A 17,489-nucleotide genomic window follows, 5' to 3' on the forward strand; every position below is an offset into this window, starting at 1 on the left:
ATTTTGACAGCCTATTTATGCAATTGAAAAATTTAATATTTCATTATTATATAGTACCTTTGCACACGAAATTTAAAGAGTTTAAATATTAATTCATACTCAATACGGAGTATTAAGAAGACAAATTTATGAGTATACCTCAAGCGTTTACAGAAATGATTACTCTTGCAGATGGCAGAGAAATCACTATTGAAACAGGGAAATTGGCCAAGCAGGCTGATGGATCTGTGGTAGTAAAAATGGGTGGAACAATGCTTTTAGCAACTGTTGTAGCCAATAAAGAAGCAAATCCTGGTGTAGATTTTTTACCATTAACAGTTGATTATAGAGAAAAATTCTATGCAGGTGGAAGAATTCCTGGAAATTTCTTCCGTAGAGAAGCAAGACCTTCTGATCAGGAAATTTTAACGATGCGTTTGGTGGACAGAGTTTTACGTCCGCTTTTCCCTGAAGATTTCCACGCTGAAGTTCAGGTGATGATTTCATTAATTTCTTATGACGGAAAAACAATTCCTGATGATTTAGCAGGTTTGGCAGCTTCTGCAGCGATTGCTATTACAGATATTCCTTTCAACGGACCAATGTCTGAAGTAAGAGTTGTAAGATTTGATGGAGTGCTTTCTGTTAACCCAAGTTATGAAGAACTGAAAAATTCTGAGCTTGATATCATGGTGGGAGCTACTAAAGATTCCATCGTAATGGTAGAAGGTGAAATGAAAGAAATTTCTGAGCAGGAAATGTTGGAAGCTATTAATTTTGGTCATGCTGAAATTAAAAAACAAATCGAAGCTCAGGAGAGATTAGCAGAAAAAGTAGGAAAAGCTTTCCCTAAGAGAGAATATTCTCACGAAAATCACGACGAAGAAATTCGTGAAAAAGTATGGAAAGAAACTTATGATAAAGTATATGAAGTAGCAAGAACTCCATCTGGAAAAGAGGAGAGAGGAGAGAAATTCAAAGCAGTTCGTGAAGAATTTTTAGCTCAATATGCTGAAAATGCAGAAGAATTGGAAAGAGTAACACCTTTCGTAAAAGTATATTATCATGATGTAGAGAAAGAAGCAATGCGTCAGATGATCCTTGAAGACAATATCCGTCTTGATGGTCGTGATCCTCAAACGATCCGTCCTATCTGGTCAGAAATTGACTACCTTCCGGGAGCTCACGGTTCTGCAGTGTTTACAAGAGGTGAAACTCAGTCTTTAACAGCCGTAACTTTAGGTTCTGTGAAAGATGCAAACATGGTAGATAGTGTTATTTCTCAGCACGACGAAAAATTCTTCTTACATTATAACTTCCCTCCGTTTTCTACAGGTGAAGCAAGACCTTTAAGAGGAACTTCAAGAAGAGAAGTAGGACACGGAAACCTTGCTCAAAGAGCATTACAGGCAGTTATTCCTGAAGAAAATCCATATACCATCAGAATTGTTTCTGATATCTTAGAATCAAACGGTTCATCTTCAATGGCAACAGTTTGTGCAGGAACACTGGCACTAATGGATGCCGGGGTAAAGATTACAAAACCTGTTTCAGGTATTGCAATGGGATTGATCACGGATGCAAAATCAGGTAAATTCACTGTACTTTCTGATATCTTAGGAGATGAAGATCACCTTGGAGATATGGACTTCAAAGTAACAGGTACTGCAGACGGTATCACTGCTTGTCAGATGGATATCAAAATTCAGGGACTTTCTATGGATATCATGGAAAAAGCTTTGATGCAGGCAAGAGACGGAAGATTACACATCTTAAATAAAATCACTGAAACAATCTCTGAACCAAGAGCAGACGTGAAGCCTCACGCTCCGAAAATGGTAGTAATGGAAATCTCTAAAGACTTCATTGGTGCTGTAATCGGGCCTGGAGGAAAGATCATTCAGCAGATGCAGAAAGATACGGATACCGTTATTGCTATTGAAGAAGTAGGGGAGATTGGACGTATCGAAATTGCAGGAACAGACAGAGAGAAAATCAATGCTGCTGTTGCTAAGATCAATGAAATTACTTTCGTACCGGTTGTAGGAGAAGTTTACAATGGTAAAGTAGTGAAAGTAATGGACTTCGGTGCATTTGTGGCGATTGCTAAAGGAACAGAAGGACTTCTTCACATTTCTGAAATTGAATGGGCTCGTCTTGACAAAGTTCCTTATGCTGAAGGTGATGAAGTAGAAGTGAAGTTCATGGGTTACGATGACCGTAAGAAAATGAAACTTTCAAGAAAAGTTCTTTTACCAAGACCTCCAAGACCTGAAGGACAGGGGAGACCAGAAGGGCAAAGAAGACCGGAAGGACAAGGAAGACCTGAGGGACAAAGAAGACCAGAAGGACAAAAGCCACAAGGTGAAAGACCAGTGGAAAACGAAACTCCTTCTAACGAAGCTTAATAAGATTCATTCTTACATATAAAAAATCCCTCAATTTTGAGGGATTTTTGCTTTTTATGTCATTGCGAAATGCAAAGCATTGAAGCAATCTCGCTTTTGAAAATTCAGAGATTGTTTAGCTTGCAATGACTGTAGTTATTAACTTCCAATTCTTTGTTTCAGATCCTCAGCACCTCCTGTTTTTCTGGGCTGCCCGTTTTTGGAAGATCCGAAATTGTAGGCGTAAGAAAGTGTTACCACACGGGTATCTCTTTTTACTGCGAAGTTTTCGAGATAATCATTATAAACAGTTTGCCCTTTTATATTGCTTGTAAAGAACATATCGGTGAAGGCCAGCTTCAGGGTGCTATTGTTTTTGAATTTCTTTTGCGCTCCGATATTCAGATACCAGTTAGGACTCACATTCAGATAAGCGTAAATTTCTCTTGCTTTGTAATTTCCGGTAAGTTCGGCAGTGAAACCATTGCCTAATTTGAAGGAATTAATACTGTTGATGCTAAACGTGAAATTTCCTTTGTTATTGATCTGTGTTCCTGAAACATTCCCGGTATATGATCCATAGTAGAAATTAGCACTGTTGTTCATATCCCACCATTTGGTCACCTTTACAGGAGCAATAAGATTTAATCCGAAATAAGATACAGAACTCAGGTTTTCAATGGTCTGTACCGTTACCACCTGTCCGTTTTCTACCACAGGTTTAAGGATATCTGTGATATTATTAGAGGTCTTACTATAGCTTAATGTTGCAAAATATTTGTTGCTCAAGCTGTAAGTCAGTTCATAATTCATCGTGGTCTGTGCATTCAGATCAGGATTTCCTGCCTTAAGCGTGGTGGGATCAAGATAAAACTTAAACGGATTCAGCTGGTTGTAGCTCGGTCTTGTGATTCTTCTGCTGAAATTAACTTCAAGGTTACTTTTATCTGTCAGATCATAAGAAAAGACGGCACTTGGAAACAATTGTGTGTAATTTCTTTTGTTAATTTGATTCGTGGTAAGCTGGGTTCCTTTTACATTGGTGTTTTCCATTCTTAGTCCGGCAGTCGCTTTGAACTTTTCCCATTTTTTAGAGACATTTCCATAGACCGCATTAATATTTTCTTCGTAAATAAAATGATTGGTTTTGGAAAGATCAGGGATCAGAATTCCGGAACTCGCATTGAAAAACTTCAGATCATTGTCTGTTTTTACAAAGCTGGTTTTAATTCCCGTTTCCAGCTTCCATTCATGGTTAAAATTCTTGGTAAGATCAGACTTTAAAGAATAAATGTTCAGTTTTCCATCCATATCACCTTTTATAATATCCAGATTATCTGTTCCGCTGGCTATTTCATGTGTTTGGGTATCAAAACTTTGCAGCGAAGAATTTGCATAATTAATGTAATCGAAATCAGTAGAGATTTCAGAGCCTAAAGAATCAATCGTGTATTTATGGTTAAGATTGAATGAAAGATTGGTCCAGCGGTCATTCGATCTGTTGACGGTGGTGAATGAGCTTTCAGGAAGATGGCTGCTTCCCAGTGTCACGTTAGAATTATCTCCGTTTACATTGAATTTATTTGAAACCAGCCCTACAGAAAAGCCAAGCACATTTTTATCATTCAGATAATAATCCATTCCCGCTTTGGCAACATGGCTGTTGAATTTGAATTTCAGATAATTATCCTGTACATATGCTTTTTTGAAATTGTTGGCTTCATAGAAATTCCTGTCCAGGACCAGACCGTTGTAAGCTTCCCTGTAGGCAAAGCTGTAATTTCCGAAAATATTGATTTTCTTATTTCGGTGGTTAATACTGAAACTGTTATTATTCTTCACATATTTACCCGTTCCCAATGACGTGGAAACACTTCCGTTGGTTCCTTTTCTCTGTTCCTTTTTAAGCTTAATATTAATGATTGCAGATCCTGCTGCATCATATTTGGAAGATGGGTTGGTAATGAATTCTATCTTTTCAATCGTAGAGGATGGAATTCCCTTAAGGTAATTGGCAAGGTCACTTCCCGTCATTGGTGTATTTTTGCCGTCAATCTGAATCAGAAGATTTCCTTTTCCGCGAAGGCTTATATTATCATTATTGTCAATACTCACTCCCGGAGCTTTTTCCAATACTTCAAAAGCGGAATTTCCGGTGCTGGCAATGCTGTTTTCAACATTCATAATCATCTTTCCGTCCTGTCTTTCAATAAGAGGTTTGGTTTTGGTGATCGTTACACCTTCAATAGATTTTATATTCAGGTCTATGGAAGGTAGAGTCGTATTTTCGGCCAATGAAATATTTTCTGAATGATAGACTTCAGTACCGTTTCTATTGATCTTTACCTGATAAGTTCCTTGTTTTAAATCATTAAAATTAAACTTACCATTACCATCAGCAATTTCTGTTTTGATTAACTGATGATCTGCATTAAAGAGATTGATCTCCATCTGCTCAGCTTTGCCGGATTGTATATTTCCGGACAATGAAAAACTCTGTGCAGCCTGTTGGGCAGAATATCTGCTGCTGAACAAGATCAGTATACAGATAAATATAAATGAGAGTATTCTGGTCATAGCGTTTTACTTTTTAGGGTTAAGACAGTTTTCTGAAATTTTCAGTAAAGCTGAATACATGACTTCCAGTTCCTCATTTTTAATACCCTTCAAAGCCGTTTTACGGTTCTTCTCCACGATATTCTGAACCTCTCTGATCACTTTTACTCCGGAATCTGTTACTTCCAGATTGGTTTTTCGGCGGTCTTCAGGATGAACATGTCTTGTAATGTATTCGGATTTTACCATTAAATCAATAATCCTCGTGACAGAAGCATTGTCTTTGAAAACAAGATCACCAATCTCATTCTGGGTAATTCCCGGGTTTTCCAGAATCGCTTTGATGATAAGCCACTGATCAATCGTGATCGTATAGCCATGCGCTTTCAGCTGCCGCTGTGCATAGTTTCTGTAGGCTCTGATTGCTTTGTCTATGTTGTAGAATATAATTGAATTTAACTTTTCCATATTTCAGAATTTAAAATGACTTATCAATTATTGATATATCAACTAATTGGTAGAATCCCTTTTTATTTTGTTACAATTCCTGAAAAATATTTTTAAAAAAATTAAAAACGGTTTGTAAATTATTTCTGATTTGTCTTTGTAGAAGCATTTTTCGACTCTGAAGTAAACGTTATATTTTCTGTGGTTTTGAATAATCTGTCGATCTGTTTTCTGACTGAGGCATTCGGAGCAGCTTTGTAAAATTCATTAATCAGATCCAGTGAAGAGGGTTTCTTGGGATATTGATTATTGTTCAGAAAGCTTTTTAAAGCCGTGTTCACGTTCTCTTCACCAATTAAATTGCTCAATTCTACCATGGCTGCAGCACCTTTGGAATAAGAAATATGAGGAACACCTCCCGTAGCTTTATAGATCGGAACATTTTCAGACAATCCTTTTTCATTGTCATAGATCTGCTCATGCACCTGGATTCTTTCCATCATTTTTTCTCTTCCGTGCATTTTTTTGTAAAGCATCATTTCCGTATACATAGCCAGTGTTTCGGTTAGCATTACAGAACCCTCTCTATTGTCAGGATTGATCTGGCTGTTTCCCCACCAGAGATGGGAAAGCTCATGACCAGCCAATTCATTGATGACATCCTGTTTTTTATCCGCCTGTATATTGGCATGGAAAACCATATCTTCAGGCATAAAGACTGCAGAAGGATAAGCTGTTGCAGCAAAGCCTCTGGTGAAAGAAGAAATCTCTGCAAAATTAATGGTTGCAAAAGGATATTTCCCGAAATTCTGCTGGCAGTAATCCAAAGTAAGCTTTGCGTTTTCCAGAAGATGATCTACGTTTTCAAAATGTTTTTGATGATAAAAGATATTGATGGTGATTCCTTTATAGCGCTCACTTTTTATTTCATAGTTAGCTGAAGAAACGGCAAACCGGAAAGGAATCTGATCTGCTTTATACCGGAAATAATGACGGCCGGATTTTGTCCATTTCTTTACTAGGTCTCCTGTGCCTATGGCTGTCTGATTCTCTTCAGTAGAAACAGTCATATTGAGATTAATGAAATCCTTTTTTACTACTTCAGGAGCTTCCGGCTTCTTCAGTTCCGTAAGTTTTCCCAATCTGAATTGGCTGCGTTGTTTTTCATCCTGAATTTCATAATCCTTTTGATAACCGATGGTGGGATAATATCTGCTGATCCTCATAAAAGAACCGTTTTCAATAACGGAATTAAAGGATTGATGGCCATTGACCGCAAACCATTGGTAAAACAGGTTGAAATTCAGGGAAGCTGTCTCGCCCGATTGAATAGCCTGTTTTAATACAACTTCTTTAGTGTTTTTGTTAATTTTCATGGTTTCCCGACCCGATATCAATACGGCAGATTCAAGTTTCAGATCCTCATTAAAGTTGATGAGTATTTTATTGATGGGCCGACCGGTTTGATTGGTAAGAGTATATTTCCCTATAATCTGATAGGCGTTTTCTGAAGGATAAAGATTGATTTCTGTGGTAATATCAGTAATATCAGGCTGTGGCAGATTTTCATACTTCCGGAAGTTTTTTTCATATTCTACTGAGCTTAAGATAGCCAGGTCTTCATTTTTAGGAACATATCCTTTCATAAAAAATACTCCGGCAAAAATTCCTGAAATCAGCAGAAGAATACTGAGACCAGAAGGAATGACAGAGATTTTTTTAATCCTTATAAAATGATTAAACATCCATAAAGTACAGATGATACCCGTTCCGAACAGAAGTCTTTGTGCAAAAGCCTTTTCATAGATCCCATAGCCGTTAAAATCACTGTAAGTGCCTTTAAAATCTGAAAATATTCTGAAAAGAGGGTAGGAGATGATTTTCCCGGAAACAGGACCGGACAATACAAAAACTGCGGGAATGGAAACTGCGAGTGCAATGAACTTATTAGGAATTCTGTCATTAATCAGAAGGATCAATCCGGAAAAAAGGATCAAGGGGAAAGTGTTGAAAAGGAAAACACCCAGATAAGCCCTCCAGTCGATATAAAAATACTGATAGGCAGCCTGGAAAACAATTCCCTCAGCAATTAAAATTCCTGTAAAGAAAAACAGCAGGAGGCTGATTGAAATAAAATGCCCGGTTACTCTGTTTTTGGAGAAATAAGTACTGTTTTCAATGAGGAAAAATCCGGAAGACCGGCTTCTCCAGAAGATATCGTTCAGAAAATACACTGAAATAAGAAGGCCAAGCAGATGGAAATTCTCTGAAATAGTTTTAGCCATAAGTCCAGAACCGGCATATTTCTGCGGAAGGCGAATTCCTTTTTCAATCTCGGCATACATTTCCATGCCGACACAAAATAAAAGGAGGATAGAAACAGCAGGAACAGCAATGCTTTTGAACAGATACGTAAGGTCGATTTTTACAAAAGAAAATACAGCCCGAGAAGAAGCCGATCCGCCAAAGTTTGCTGAAACAGTTGAATATTCTGATCTATCCGTTTCAGATAATAACTGAATAGGTCCCGATGTTTTTACTTTCTTTCCGGATACATTGGAGAATGAAAATAACCTGAATGAAAGAAGAAGAAATCCAACTGATATCAGGATAAATAAGAGTCTGTTGAACAGCAGATAACCTGTAAAAGGAACCATCTGAATATTTTTCTGATATGAACTCAGATCACGGGCCTGCATGAAATAAGCAGACAGTCCAAAAGGGTCAATCAAAGCCGAAAGCTGTTGTGTCTCTAAAGACTGTGGCAAACTTCCCGCCATAAAAGGAGAGTTGGAAAACAGTAAAACAATCATATATAACACATACAGAAGCAGCCCGCCCACTACAACCAGTAGTTTTTTCTTAACAATAAATGAAATAAGAAACAGGAAACTGCAGACAAAAAAGCTGTTGATGAGGCCGAAGATCAATAGTGGATAGATGTAATGAATGATATTAAAACCTTCCTGCATTTCACTGCCGGTACGCATGATTTGTCCTATGAGAAATCCTGTCATCAGAAATGAAAAACTTACAAAGGTCTGGAGGAAATAAGTGGTGAATTTCCCTTTCAGGTAACTGGACTTTGAAAAAGGAAATGAAAACAGAATATGGTCAAATTTTGAATCCTGATCTTTAAACAACAGCTGTAAGGCATACACGCTGGCAAAAAAAATAATAGCAAGACTTAGTATTCCGGTCATAAAACCGATGGTATAGGGTGAGTTTAAATAAATTCCTTCTCCTACTGAAAGATTAAACTGGCTCCCGCAAAAAATACCGAGAGCTGCTAAAAGTAAGGCCACAAGATAGGTGAGCCAGTGCTTGCTAGTGCGTCCGGCTTCAAATAAAAATATAGTGTTCATGATTAAGGTTTTTGAGTGAGTGTATGGAAATAAACGTGTTCCAATAAAGGAGTTACGGAACTGAAATTTTTGGGAGATTCTTCAGAAAATACGGTAATATGAAGTTCTCTTTCTAGAAGCTGTCTGCTGATAATCTCATAGTTGGAACTATAAGTATCCAGTTCGGTTTTGTCAATAGGTTTTGACCAGATTTTGTTGTCCAACGCTGCAATTAATTTTCCGGGATTCCCTTTTCTGAGAATCTGTCCGTGGTTCATCACTGCCATTTCTGAGCAAAGATTTCTGACATCTTCAACGAGATGAGTTGACAAAATAACGATAACCTCCTGGCTGATATCATTGAGCAATGTATTGAATCGGTTGCGTTCTTCAGGATCCAATCCGGCAGTAGGCTCATCCACAATGATAATTTTCGGATCTCCCAATAATGCCTGAGCTACACCAAAACGCTGTTTCATCCCTCCTGAGAAGGTGTGTACTTCTTTTTTAGCAAAATCAGAAAGGTTGACCTTTTCAAGCAGACCCAGAATTTGATTTTTACGTTGGTTTTTATCGGTGATACCTTTCAATACAGCAATATGTTCCAATAGGTCGTAGGCTGATACTTTCGGATAAACTCCAAAATCCTGAGGAAGAAATCCAAGATTCTGTTTGATATAATCGGGATTCTTGATAATATCTACTTCATTGAAAAGAATCGTTCCCGATGTTGGTTTCTGAAGCCCCACAATGGTTTTCATCAGAGATGATTTTCCGGCTCCGTTGGGTCCCAGCAGTCCGAACATTCCGTTTTTGATGTCGAGAGAAATGTCCTTAATGGCTTGAAAACCATTTTTATAGGTAAGACTTAAGTTGTTGATGGATAATGTATTCATAATGTTGTGTTTGGGGAATAGAAGGACAGGCGGCCTTTCGGCAGCGATTTTAGAGGTTTAAAGTTTAAAGTTTAAAGTTTAGGGTTTGGAGGTTAGCTGGAAGTTAAAAGTTAGATGCGGAATTTTTACACATTCATCTTCAAACTCACCAACCCGAAACTCGTACCTCGAATCCCGTTTACTCTTTAAATTCAAGAATATCGCCGGGCTGGCATTCCAGGATTTTACAGATGGCTTCAAGCGTATCGAAGCGGACCCCTTTGGCTTTTCCGGTTTTAAGGATAGAGAGGTTGACGGGCGTGATACCCAGTTTTTCTGCCAATTCTTTACTCTGCATTTTTCGTTTGGCAAGCATCACATCTAAGTTGACTATAATTGGCATTTTAAATAAATAGGTCTTGTTCGTTTTGCAAATGTAGTCCTTGCTTAAAGATATTCGCAAGAAACAGACAGAAAATTCCAAGCATAAAGTGAATAAACACCAGTCCCCATATCATACTTTCTACTTCCACAAAGAAACTCGCGATAATCACCAGCGGAAGGGGAATGAAAATATTGTACAGGTAAAATTTCTTAAGCTGATTGATATTTTCCTGTGTAAACAGTTTCTGCTGGAAAAATACTTTGAAAACCCTGGCAGATAACCAGAAAAAGATTCCATAAGTGATGAGTACAGACAGAAATGAAAAAATCATATAGGAGTAATTGTTTTCGATATTCAGAAATGGCTGTTCTGTAAACGGATAATTGATGTGGAGAAACTTTCCCTCTTTGTAAGGTGTAACCGCAAATCCGGTGATAAGACAGAATATAGAGTACACAAAAGTGATTAAATATCCAGCTGACAATACAGAGCAGATATAAAATAAAATCCTTGAAATAATTTTGGTCTGGTTCATGGTACGAACATTAATTACTATTGCAAATGTATAATTAATTATCGTAAAACAATAATTAATTTAAATAAAATTTTATTTTTTAAATTTGAGACCTGTCAAGAAAACCGATAGAATAATGTGATAATCAAAGTTTTTAATTAATTTTAAATAATAAAAAATAGAAATTATGGCTTACAGTACTGAACTTGCCGACCGGGTACGTGAACGGCTTTCAATGGTAGAAAACATTGAGGTTGAAGAGAAGAAAATGTTCAGCGGACTGGCTTTTCTGGTGAATGAGAAAATGTGCATCAATATCAGTCATGACAACCTGATGTGCCGTTATGATCCTGAAATGGAAGATGAGGTTTCGGAGAAAAAAGGTTTTCTGCCGATGATTATGAAAGGGAAGCAGCTCAATGGGTATTGCTATGTAGAACCCATTGGTTTTAAAAAAGCAGATGATTTTGAATATTGGATCAAAATCTGTCTGGATTATAATCCGATAGCAAAGGCTTCGAAGAAGTGAGTTTTGGAGAGTGAGAATGTTTGAGAGTAAGAGAGTGGGAATGCCGGAATTCAGCAGTCCCACATTCATAATTCATCATTATCTCCGTACAGTTTTTCTCTGATCTGAATTAATATTTTTGTTGTTTTTTCCAGATCCGGCCCGTCAGGAAGACTGGAGGCAGAATAATGATTTTCTATTGATTCTATAAGGTTTTCTGCCTTTTGCATTACGTTTTCATACGATTGATTGCCTGCTTTGATATCTAACAGTTCGTCACGGTTTTCTACGCGGATCGTCAGTGAACTGGTTTTAAAAATCTGCTCACAGGACTGCAGCAGCCGGATCGTGTGCATCATGTTCTTGCTGTCGTAATTCTGTCCGTGATTCTGATTGACATTATAGCGGTCTTCATTGCGCTCAGCCACCCATTTCCAGTATTCCCTGTAGTCTTTGCAGTACACAGAGTAGGCATAGAGGTTGCAGAACATATAAGCAACAGGTTTTTCATCTTTAGGAATGGATGAGACAGAAACCTGGTTTGCCTCTTCATTTTGGATAACACCTTTATATCCCAACATTCCAGTGTCATCATAAAATAAAGCATACATTCCTTTTGTATGGTCAATGCTTATTAATCCGCATTTCTCTTGTGATAAACCACCCCGTCCTGCGGACACCCCTCCAGAGGATGGGAATTCAAGAAGCCATTTTTTCAAGGGTACAGAACCTTGTCCTTCAAGAATAAAACAGAAATCCAGAACAGATTTTCTCTCTTTATCGATAGGATTTAAAATCTTTTTGTTGAGACCTTTTGCTTTTTTAATCTGTGAAACAGCATAGCCAGCAAAGGTATCTTTACATAGTCTTGATAGAAAATCTTCAGTTTTCAGCAGATCCATCAACGGATGTTTATATTGGATACAATCCTCCGGACTGGCCAGAATTTCAAGAATATTGGGATTGTTTTTCTGCAGCAGTTCAACAAATCTCCCGATTTCATAATACGTAATGTCATTTGTCTCATTGGAAATCTGCGGAATATAGTTCAGGCCAAAGAAATCTTCCTTCGGCAGATAATACACACCACGGATATCCGTATCAGAATTCTCCGTTGCCAGCCCGAAAGCCCGGCTTCCGGAAATGGCTTCGAAGAGGAGAAGGTTGTTATTTTTTAGGTCTTGGATGGTCATTTTAATTATTTAAATTGTAGCTTTTTGATGAAGTCAATTTTTTGATATTTAATGGAACTCGCATTAATTTCAATTTTTTCAAAATCATAGTGAGAACGCCCTGCAATATATCCGGTTTTATCATCATTAATGATTAGGAATTCTTCACCTCCACAGGTTTCAAATGTGTAAATTCCAATATAAAAAGGAATTGAATCATATTCCTGAAGACATGTATTCAAAAAAGAAAAATCAATATTTTCAGAGACAAATTTTTTTTCAAGCAATGAATATTCATAATTCCCCTCATCAATCATATTTTGAAGAAATTCAAAATCTATAGCAGAATCTACATATTTCCCGATAATAAACTCAACAAATTCTTTAGTGTAAAATATTTTATAATCATCAGTTTTTTTTAGTACCTGATAATAAAAATTGTCGGAATCTTCTGAAAATTTGGCAAAATAAGTCTGTATATTTTCTGGTATTACAATTCTATACTTTGACTGTATGATATTACAATGTTTAATAAAAGAGTTTTCTTTTTCCATGGATATTAATTTTTAATACAACTGTTCACAATTACTTCCAAAGCACTTCAAATGGTTTAAATTATAGCGCTAATATTTCCCTAAAAACCCTCTCCATTTCACCTTTATCCGCCTTTCCAGCCGGAAGACTTTTTGATTTCTTCTCATTCTCAGCGATTGTTTTCTCCAGAAATTCAAACAGTTCCCAATCGTTTGGGTGGTAATAAGATTCTCCTTTGGTGGCTTTTAAGTCGACAAGATCTTCTATTTTCCTTCTGGTTGTATCATCCGTTAAAATAAGCAGATCACTGAACAGTACAGGAGGAACCGTCCCTTTTTCTATGATCCATTTTCCCGTTAATGTGGTTCGTAAGCAATAAAAGTAACTTTTTAATTTTACTTCATCACTTCTGCAGGCTTCCAGATATTTCTTGCTCATGCTTAAATAATGATAAGAAACCGCAACCGGAGAAAAACAAGCGTCTGCCAAAGGTCTGAACAGTTCTACAAACTTTTCATCTGTTTTATATACTATTGGAGAATAAAACCAGCTTAGTAAGGCTGCATTCGACTTCAGTAAAAGATGAAAGGTCTTTCGCAGATCCCAACCCGAACCGTCCAGATTATCTTCTGTCATAAATTCTATTGTTTCATCCTTATCCCATGGAGAAAGATACCAGTCTTTTTCATGACGGTATATGAAACGTATGTCATAATCACTGTCAGGAGAGGCAAAACCCCAGGCTCTGCTTCCTGATTCTACTGCAAGAAGGACTTCTACACCCCGGCTTGCCTCAACTTCTTTTATTTTTTCAAGTATTTTTGGTGTCATTGTTTTTGATTTATAATGCAAAGGAAAGAATAGTGTGCGCAATGTTCTTGCGTAGAATTTTTGTGTTTGAAAATTTTAGTGTGAGAGAGTTTGAGGGTGTGTATCTAACTTGCAGCCCTAAGCTTATAAAAACTACTGAAAAAGGTACAAATTCTTCCTCATTTCACTAATATTGCACTTTCTCAATTTAACATAACTACATTTAATATCCATGTTATCATCAGAATTACAGCATAAAATTGATTTTAAGACAAAACCGTTAGGTGCATTAGGACATTTGGAACACCTTGCTCACAAAATCGGAATGGTTCAGAAGACCACTTCACCACAGTTATTGAATCCTCATATGGTGGTTTTTGCTGCCGATCACGGAATTGCTGCTGCAGGCGTAAGTGCTTACCCACAGGAAGTAACCTATCAGATGGTCATGAATTTTCTGGGTGGTGGTGCAGCCATCAATGTTTTTTGCAGACAGCATGGTATTAAGATTAAAATTGTAGATGCCGGAGTGAATTTTGATTTTCCTGAAGGGCTGAATCTGATTTATAAAAAAGTCAGAAAATCCAGCCGTAATATCCTGAAAGAACCAGCCATGACTTTTGAAGAATACCAGCTGGCACTTAAAAATGGAAAGGCTGTAGTTGCTGAAATTGCTGGAAAGGACTGTAATATCATTGGTTTCGGTGAAATGGGAATCGGGAATACTTCAGCTTCTTCATTGATGATGAGCAAACTGTTTGACATTCCGATTACCAATTGTATAGGACGCGGAACAGGTTTGAATGACCACCAGTTACAAAATAAGATCAGTATCTTAACAGAAGCGATAGAGAAATATCCGTCTGAAATGACTGAGGATGAAATTGCTCAAATCTTTGGCGGATTAGAAATTGCACAAATGATCGGAGCCATTGAAGAAGCTTATCATCATAATATGCTGATTATGGTAGATGGATTTATTGCAACGGTAGCAGTAGCAACGGTATGGAAAAAGAATCCTGAAATCCTGAACAATTGCATTTTCTGTCATGTAAGCAATGAAAATGCCCACCCTCAATTGTTGGGACTGATGAGGGAGAAAGCTATTTTAAATCTGAATCTGCGACTTGGTGAAGGAACAGGCTGTGCATTGGCCTATCCAATTATTCAAAGTGCGGTTAATTTCCTGAATGAAATGTCAAGTTTTGAAGATGCTCACATTTCCAATAAATCGTCTTAAGCTTTATAAAATAATAAAGGGGCAATGAAGCCCCTTTTATGTATCAATGCAATCTGTTAGTAAGTCTTGGCAACATCTTTACCAGTAAACATCATTCTTATAGGTTTCTTTTGGATCGCATCCTCATTAAAATTATAGATTTTAAAAATCAGTTCAGTAGGAATGTATCTGTATAAACCGTCATCCACTAAATATATTTTGCCGTCATTGGTGTTTTGTACCAGTTGATTGGCTGAGGTAATATCAGGTCCTCTCTCTCCGGTATAGTCGTTGATATTGTTAACTTTTAAAAGTTTCCACTCTTTAGATTTTCCGGTTCTTGGATCTGGTTTAAAATCAAACAATCCATTCACAACAGACCAGGAATCAATACGTCTTAAAGTACTTTCAAAGACAAGATAAACTGCTCCTGTGCTGGTATCCTGGAAAAATTCTCCGTCACGGATTCTGAAAGCTTTAGGCTCTGATTCTTTCAGGTAGAAGGAAATACCTTCATAAACAAATCCATCTTTTCCATCCCCCAATTCATTCTTATCTCTCGTATAGAAGTGGGTCTTTTTATCACCATTAAAATACCTGTAAATAGGAAAGCTTCCTGGCTCATCACCGTTATAACTGGTACCGAGATCTCTTTTTTCCCAGTAACTTTGACCTGTAAGCTCATTAGGGTTAGTCGTTAATACCAGATCATTAGTTCCTGTATGAAACCATCTTGTAATTACCGGACCGGGGCCATCTGCAGAACCTAATAATCTCTCCTGAAAATAATAGCTTAATCCGGGATAGGATTTAGGAAGTTCGGATGGTAGAGGGGAGGTATTGTATAGATATTTTTTAGTAAGATCACTGTAGAAACCGTAAATAGGATTAGTTAAATAAAAAGATTTAGACCAGATTCCTGCAGGAGGAGGAGTGGGTGTATCAGGGTTATCTCTGAAGCCTCCTTTTGCCAGCATGTTTTTTCCGGATGAATTTAAGGCTTGTGATTCATTTACATTTTCCAGTTCATCACCGGGAGCTGAACAGCTTACTATGGATATAAGACATAATCCAACGAAATACGCTTTTTTCATTTGTTTTTTTTTCATGGTTATTAATGATGCAAAAGTAAAAAATATGCTGTATTTAAAGGAAAAATAGTAATGTGATAACATTCATGTTTTTCATTTTTCCCATTTATCTTTTGATCATATCTGAAAGCTTTCCTAATTTTACTGAAATTGATTAATCCCGGTTTTTATATCTAAAAAACAATGAAAGTCCTCAAGAATGAACTGATCTACTTTGCAACAGCGCTGATGTTTTTCACAAGAATCCCGGTTCCGTTTACCATTCCTTATTCCAGTGAGATTATGAACAGATCCCAAAAATATTTTGCCTGGGTTGGGTTGTTAATAGGACTCATCAATGCGGTAATCCTTTATCTTTCCACGGTACTTTTTAATTTGGAAATTGGAATTGTTTTAATGATGATTTCCAGTGTTTTGCTTACCGGAGCTTTTCATGAAGATGGTTTTACAGATATGTGCGACAGTTTCGGTGGCGGCTATGGAAAGGAAAAAATACTGACTATTATGAAAGACAGCCGGGTAGGAGCGTATGGAACGATTGGTATTATCCTGCTTTTTGCTCTGAAATTCTACGGTATTCAGGCTTTGGGGGCCGTTGCGCCATTGAGAGTTTTAGGCATTATCGTTTTAGCTCATACAACAAGCCGGTTTATTTCAGGAACTATGATTTATACCCACCAATATGTTACTGATATTGATGTCAGTAAATCGAAACCTTTGGCCAATAAACCATTGGATAAAATGGCATTGCTGGTAGGATTCGTCAGTGTTTTAATTGCTTTTGCCCTGATTCCGGACTGGCGGTTGATTTTCGCTTTTGCGCTGGCTTATTTGGGGAAAATATATATGGGTTGGTATTTTAAAAAGCATATCGGCGGCTATACAGGCGATTGTCTGGGATCTGTGCAGCAGGTTTGTGAAGTTTTATTTTACTTAGGAACAATGATCGTATGGAAATTCATTTAATCCGTCATACTGCCGTAGAAAATCCGGAAAATCTATGTTATGGTTTTGCTGAAATGCCTTTAAGAAAAGAGTATCCTGAAGATTTTAAAAAGTTGGAGATAGATGATGATTATGATATGATAATCTCTAGTCCTTCCCAACGCTGCTGTCTTTTAGCTGATTATTTTAAATTCGATTATCGGACAGATGAAAGACTTCGGGAAATGAATTTCGGGAACTGGGAACTGAAAAAATGGACTGATATTCCGGAAGAAGAAATCAATCCCTGGTACAAAGATTTTGTCAATATCAAAGCTTCTGGCGGAGAAAATCTCCTTGAAATGCAGACCCGTGTTCTCAATTTTTGGAATGCATTAATTCAGAAAAAAGATATACATAAAGTTCTCATTGCCACGCATGCCGGAGTCATTCGTCTGATTGTTCAGACTGTGCTTCAGTTTCCGCTGGAAAATATGTTCAGTATTCAGATTGATTATGGAAAGAAAGTGATCATTAATGTAGATGCAGGCATCTTTTCTGTTAAAAAGATAAATGTATAGACACTGTAAAGTTCTTTACTAACTAGAATATGATGTTTAGATTCCTACGGAATGACACAATTGTAATGATGGTCTTACCCATATAGTTTGTCATTCCGAAGGAATCCAGCCACTTTTATCCACAAAAAACGCCACCTGATACCATCAGATGACGTGAAAGAAT

General features: G+C 37.2%; 15 protein-coding genes. 5 read left to right on the forward strand and 10 right to left on the reverse strand.

Annotated elements, in window-relative coordinates; translation table 11 throughout:
* The first annotated feature begins 128 nt into the window (after positions 1-128).
* Entirely contained in the window at positions 129-2,387 is a 2,259-nt protein-coding gene (locus CHRYMOREF3P_RS20810; protein ID WP_077415511.1) for a polyribonucleotide nucleotidyltransferase, read from the forward strand.
* Between the two features lie 138 nt (positions 2,388-2,525).
* Here CHRYMOREF3P_RS20810 and CHRYMOREF3P_RS20815 read toward each other — a convergent pair whose 3' ends face one another.
* From CHRYMOREF3P_RS20815 to CHRYMOREF3P_RS20840, 6 genes are all read right to left on the reverse strand, one after another.
* Complete coding sequence (locus CHRYMOREF3P_RS20815; protein WP_180565415.1) at positions 2,526-4,943, reverse strand: TonB-dependent receptor; 2,418 nt, start codon at positions 4,941-4,943, stop codon at positions 2,526-2,528.
* A gap of 6 nt (positions 4,944-4,949) precedes the next feature.
* Complete coding sequence (locus tag CHRYMOREF3P_RS20820; RefSeq protein WP_047381143.1) at positions 4,950-5,390, reverse strand: MarR family winged helix-turn-helix transcriptional regulator; 441 nt, start codon at positions 5,388-5,390, stop codon at positions 4,950-4,952.
* Positions 5,391-5,509: 119 nt separating this feature from the next.
* Positions 5,510-8,734 carry a M1 family aminopeptidase gene (locus CHRYMOREF3P_RS20825; protein ID WP_180565416.1) on the reverse strand — a complete coding sequence of 1,075 codons (3,225 nt, stop codon included), beginning with the start codon at positions 8,732-8,734 and terminating at the stop codon, positions 5,510-5,512.
* A 2-nt stretch (positions 8,735-8,736) separates the two neighbouring features.
* Entirely contained in the window at positions 8,737-9,609 is an 873-nt protein-coding gene (locus tag CHRYMOREF3P_RS20830; protein WP_077415505.1) for an ABC transporter ATP-binding protein, read from the reverse strand.
* A gap of 178 nt (positions 9,610-9,787) precedes the next feature.
* Positions 9,788-9,991 (reverse strand): helix-turn-helix domain-containing protein, encoded by a 204-nt coding sequence (locus CHRYMOREF3P_RS20835; RefSeq protein ID WP_002980904.1) that lies wholly within the window; start codon positions 9,989-9,991, stop codon positions 9,788-9,790.
* 1 nt (position 9,992) lies between these two features.
* Positions 9,993-10,508 carry a DUF2975 domain-containing protein gene (locus tag CHRYMOREF3P_RS20840; RefSeq protein ID WP_077415503.1) on the reverse strand — a complete coding sequence of 172 codons (516 nt, stop codon included), beginning with the start codon at positions 10,506-10,508 and terminating at the stop codon, positions 9,993-9,995.
* A gap of 166 nt (positions 10,509-10,674) precedes the next feature.
* Here CHRYMOREF3P_RS20840 and CHRYMOREF3P_RS20845 point away from each other — a divergent pair, with 166 nt between their 5' ends.
* Positions 10,675-11,016: a TfoX/Sxy family protein gene (locus tag CHRYMOREF3P_RS20845; protein WP_180565417.1), complete on the forward strand. Its 342-nt coding sequence runs from the start codon at positions 10,675-10,677 to the stop codon at positions 11,014-11,016.
* A gap of 65 nt (positions 11,017-11,081) precedes the next feature.
* Here CHRYMOREF3P_RS20845 and CHRYMOREF3P_RS20850 read toward each other — a convergent pair whose 3' ends face one another.
* The 3 genes from CHRYMOREF3P_RS20850 to CHRYMOREF3P_RS20860 form a co-directional block, all read right to left on the reverse strand.
* On the reverse strand, positions 11,082-12,188 hold the full coding sequence (locus tag CHRYMOREF3P_RS20850) for a DNA polymerase beta superfamily protein (RefSeq protein ID WP_077415499.1): 1,107 nt from the start codon (positions 12,186-12,188) through the stop codon (positions 11,082-11,084).
* 5 nt (positions 12,189-12,193) lie between these two features.
* Entirely contained in the window at positions 12,194-12,721 is a 528-nt protein-coding gene (locus CHRYMOREF3P_RS20855; RefSeq protein WP_180565418.1) for a hypothetical protein, read from the reverse strand.
* A gap of 61 nt (positions 12,722-12,782) precedes the next feature.
* Positions 12,783-13,532, reverse strand: a complete 750-nt coding sequence (locus CHRYMOREF3P_RS20860) for a DNA polymerase beta superfamily protein (protein ID WP_180565419.1) — start codon at positions 13,530-13,532, stop codon at positions 12,783-12,785.
* Positions 13,533-13,743: 211 nt separating this feature from the next.
* Here CHRYMOREF3P_RS20860 and cobT point away from each other — a divergent pair, with 211 nt between their 5' ends.
* Entirely contained in the window at positions 13,744-14,751 is a 1,008-nt protein-coding gene (gene cobT, locus CHRYMOREF3P_RS20865; RefSeq protein WP_180565420.1) for a nicotinate-nucleotide--dimethylbenzimidazole phosphoribosyltransferase, read from the forward strand.
* 56 nt (positions 14,752-14,807) lie between these two features.
* Here cobT and CHRYMOREF3P_RS20870 read toward each other — a convergent pair whose 3' ends face one another.
* Positions 14,808-15,839: a hypothetical protein gene (locus CHRYMOREF3P_RS20870; protein WP_180565421.1), complete on the reverse strand. Its 1,032-nt coding sequence runs from the start codon at positions 15,837-15,839 to the stop codon at positions 14,808-14,810.
* 165 nt (positions 15,840-16,004) lie between these two features.
* On the opposite strand from CHRYMOREF3P_RS20870, the gene CHRYMOREF3P_RS20875 reads away from it, so the two are divergent.
* Together CHRYMOREF3P_RS20875 and CHRYMOREF3P_RS20880 are read left to right on the forward strand one after the other, a co-directional pair.
* The gene (locus CHRYMOREF3P_RS20875) at positions 16,005-16,787 is read left to right on the forward strand and encodes an adenosylcobinamide-GDP ribazoletransferase (protein ID WP_180565422.1); all 783 of its coding nucleotides are present in this window, start codon (positions 16,005-16,007) and stop codon (positions 16,785-16,787) included.
* Entirely contained in the window at positions 16,772-17,326 is a 555-nt protein-coding gene (locus CHRYMOREF3P_RS20880; RefSeq protein ID WP_180565423.1) for a histidine phosphatase family protein, read from the forward strand. The genes CHRYMOREF3P_RS20875 and CHRYMOREF3P_RS20880 overlap by 16 nt, the downstream gene beginning before the upstream one ends.
* Positions 17,327-17,489 lie beyond the last annotated feature (163 nt).

Source organism: Chryseobacterium sp. JV274, assembly GCF_903969135.1.
In the GTDB taxonomy this organism is placed as follows: Bacteria; Bacteroidota; Bacteroidia; order Flavobacteriales; family Weeksellaceae; genus Chryseobacterium.

What these genes read in the sequence shown, in the direction of transcription:
- CHRYMOREF3P_RS20810 (WP_077415511.1), top strand. Translation starts at nt 129, where the DNA reads ATGAGTATACCTCAAGCGTTTACAGAAATGATTACTCTTGCAGATGGC.
- CHRYMOREF3P_RS20815 (WP_180565415.1), bottom strand. Translation starts at nt 4,943, where the DNA reads ATGACCAGAATACTCTCATTTATATTTATCTGTATACTGATCTTGTTC.
- CHRYMOREF3P_RS20820 (WP_047381143.1), bottom strand. Translation starts at nt 5,390, where the DNA reads ATGGAAAAGTTAAATTCAATTATATTCTACAACATAGACAAAGCAATC.
- CHRYMOREF3P_RS20825 (WP_180565416.1), bottom strand. Translation starts at nt 8,734, where the DNA reads ATGAACACTATATTTTTATTTGAAGCCGGACGCACTAGCAAGCACTGG.
- CHRYMOREF3P_RS20830 (WP_077415505.1), bottom strand. Translation starts at nt 9,609, where the DNA reads ATGAATACATTATCCATCAACAACTTAAGTCTTACCTATAAAAATGGT.
- CHRYMOREF3P_RS20835 (WP_002980904.1), bottom strand. Translation starts at nt 9,991, where the DNA reads ATGCCAATTATAGTCAACTTAGATGTGATGCTTGCCAAACGAAAAATG.
- CHRYMOREF3P_RS20840 (WP_077415503.1), bottom strand. Translation starts at nt 10,508, where the DNA reads ATGAACCAGACCAAAATTATTTCAAGGATTTTATTTTATATCTGCTCT.
- CHRYMOREF3P_RS20845 (WP_180565417.1), top strand. Translation starts at nt 10,675, where the DNA reads ATGGCTTACAGTACTGAACTTGCCGACCGGGTACGTGAACGGCTTTCA.
- CHRYMOREF3P_RS20850 (WP_077415499.1), bottom strand. Translation starts at nt 12,188, where the DNA reads ATGACCATCCAAGACCTAAAAAATAACAACCTTCTCCTCTTCGAAGCC.
- CHRYMOREF3P_RS20855 (WP_180565418.1), bottom strand. Translation starts at nt 12,721, where the DNA reads ATGGAAAAAGAAAACTCTTTTATTAAACATTGTAATATCATACAGTCA.
- CHRYMOREF3P_RS20860 (WP_180565419.1), bottom strand. Translation starts at nt 13,532, where the DNA reads ATGACACCAAAAATACTTGAAAAAATAAAAGAAGTTGAGGCAAGCCGG.
- cobT (WP_180565420.1), top strand. Translation starts at nt 13,744, where the DNA reads ATGTTATCATCAGAATTACAGCATAAAATTGATTTTAAGACAAAACCG.
- CHRYMOREF3P_RS20870 (WP_180565421.1), bottom strand. Translation starts at nt 15,839, where the DNA reads ATGAAAAAAAAACAAATGAAAAAAGCGTATTTCGTTGGATTATGTCTT.
- CHRYMOREF3P_RS20875 (WP_180565422.1), top strand. Translation starts at nt 16,005, where the DNA reads ATGAAAGTCCTCAAGAATGAACTGATCTACTTTGCAACAGCGCTGATG.
- CHRYMOREF3P_RS20880 (WP_180565423.1), top strand. Translation starts at nt 16,772, where the DNA reads ATGGAAATTCATTTAATCCGTCATACTGCCGTAGAAAATCCGGAAAAT.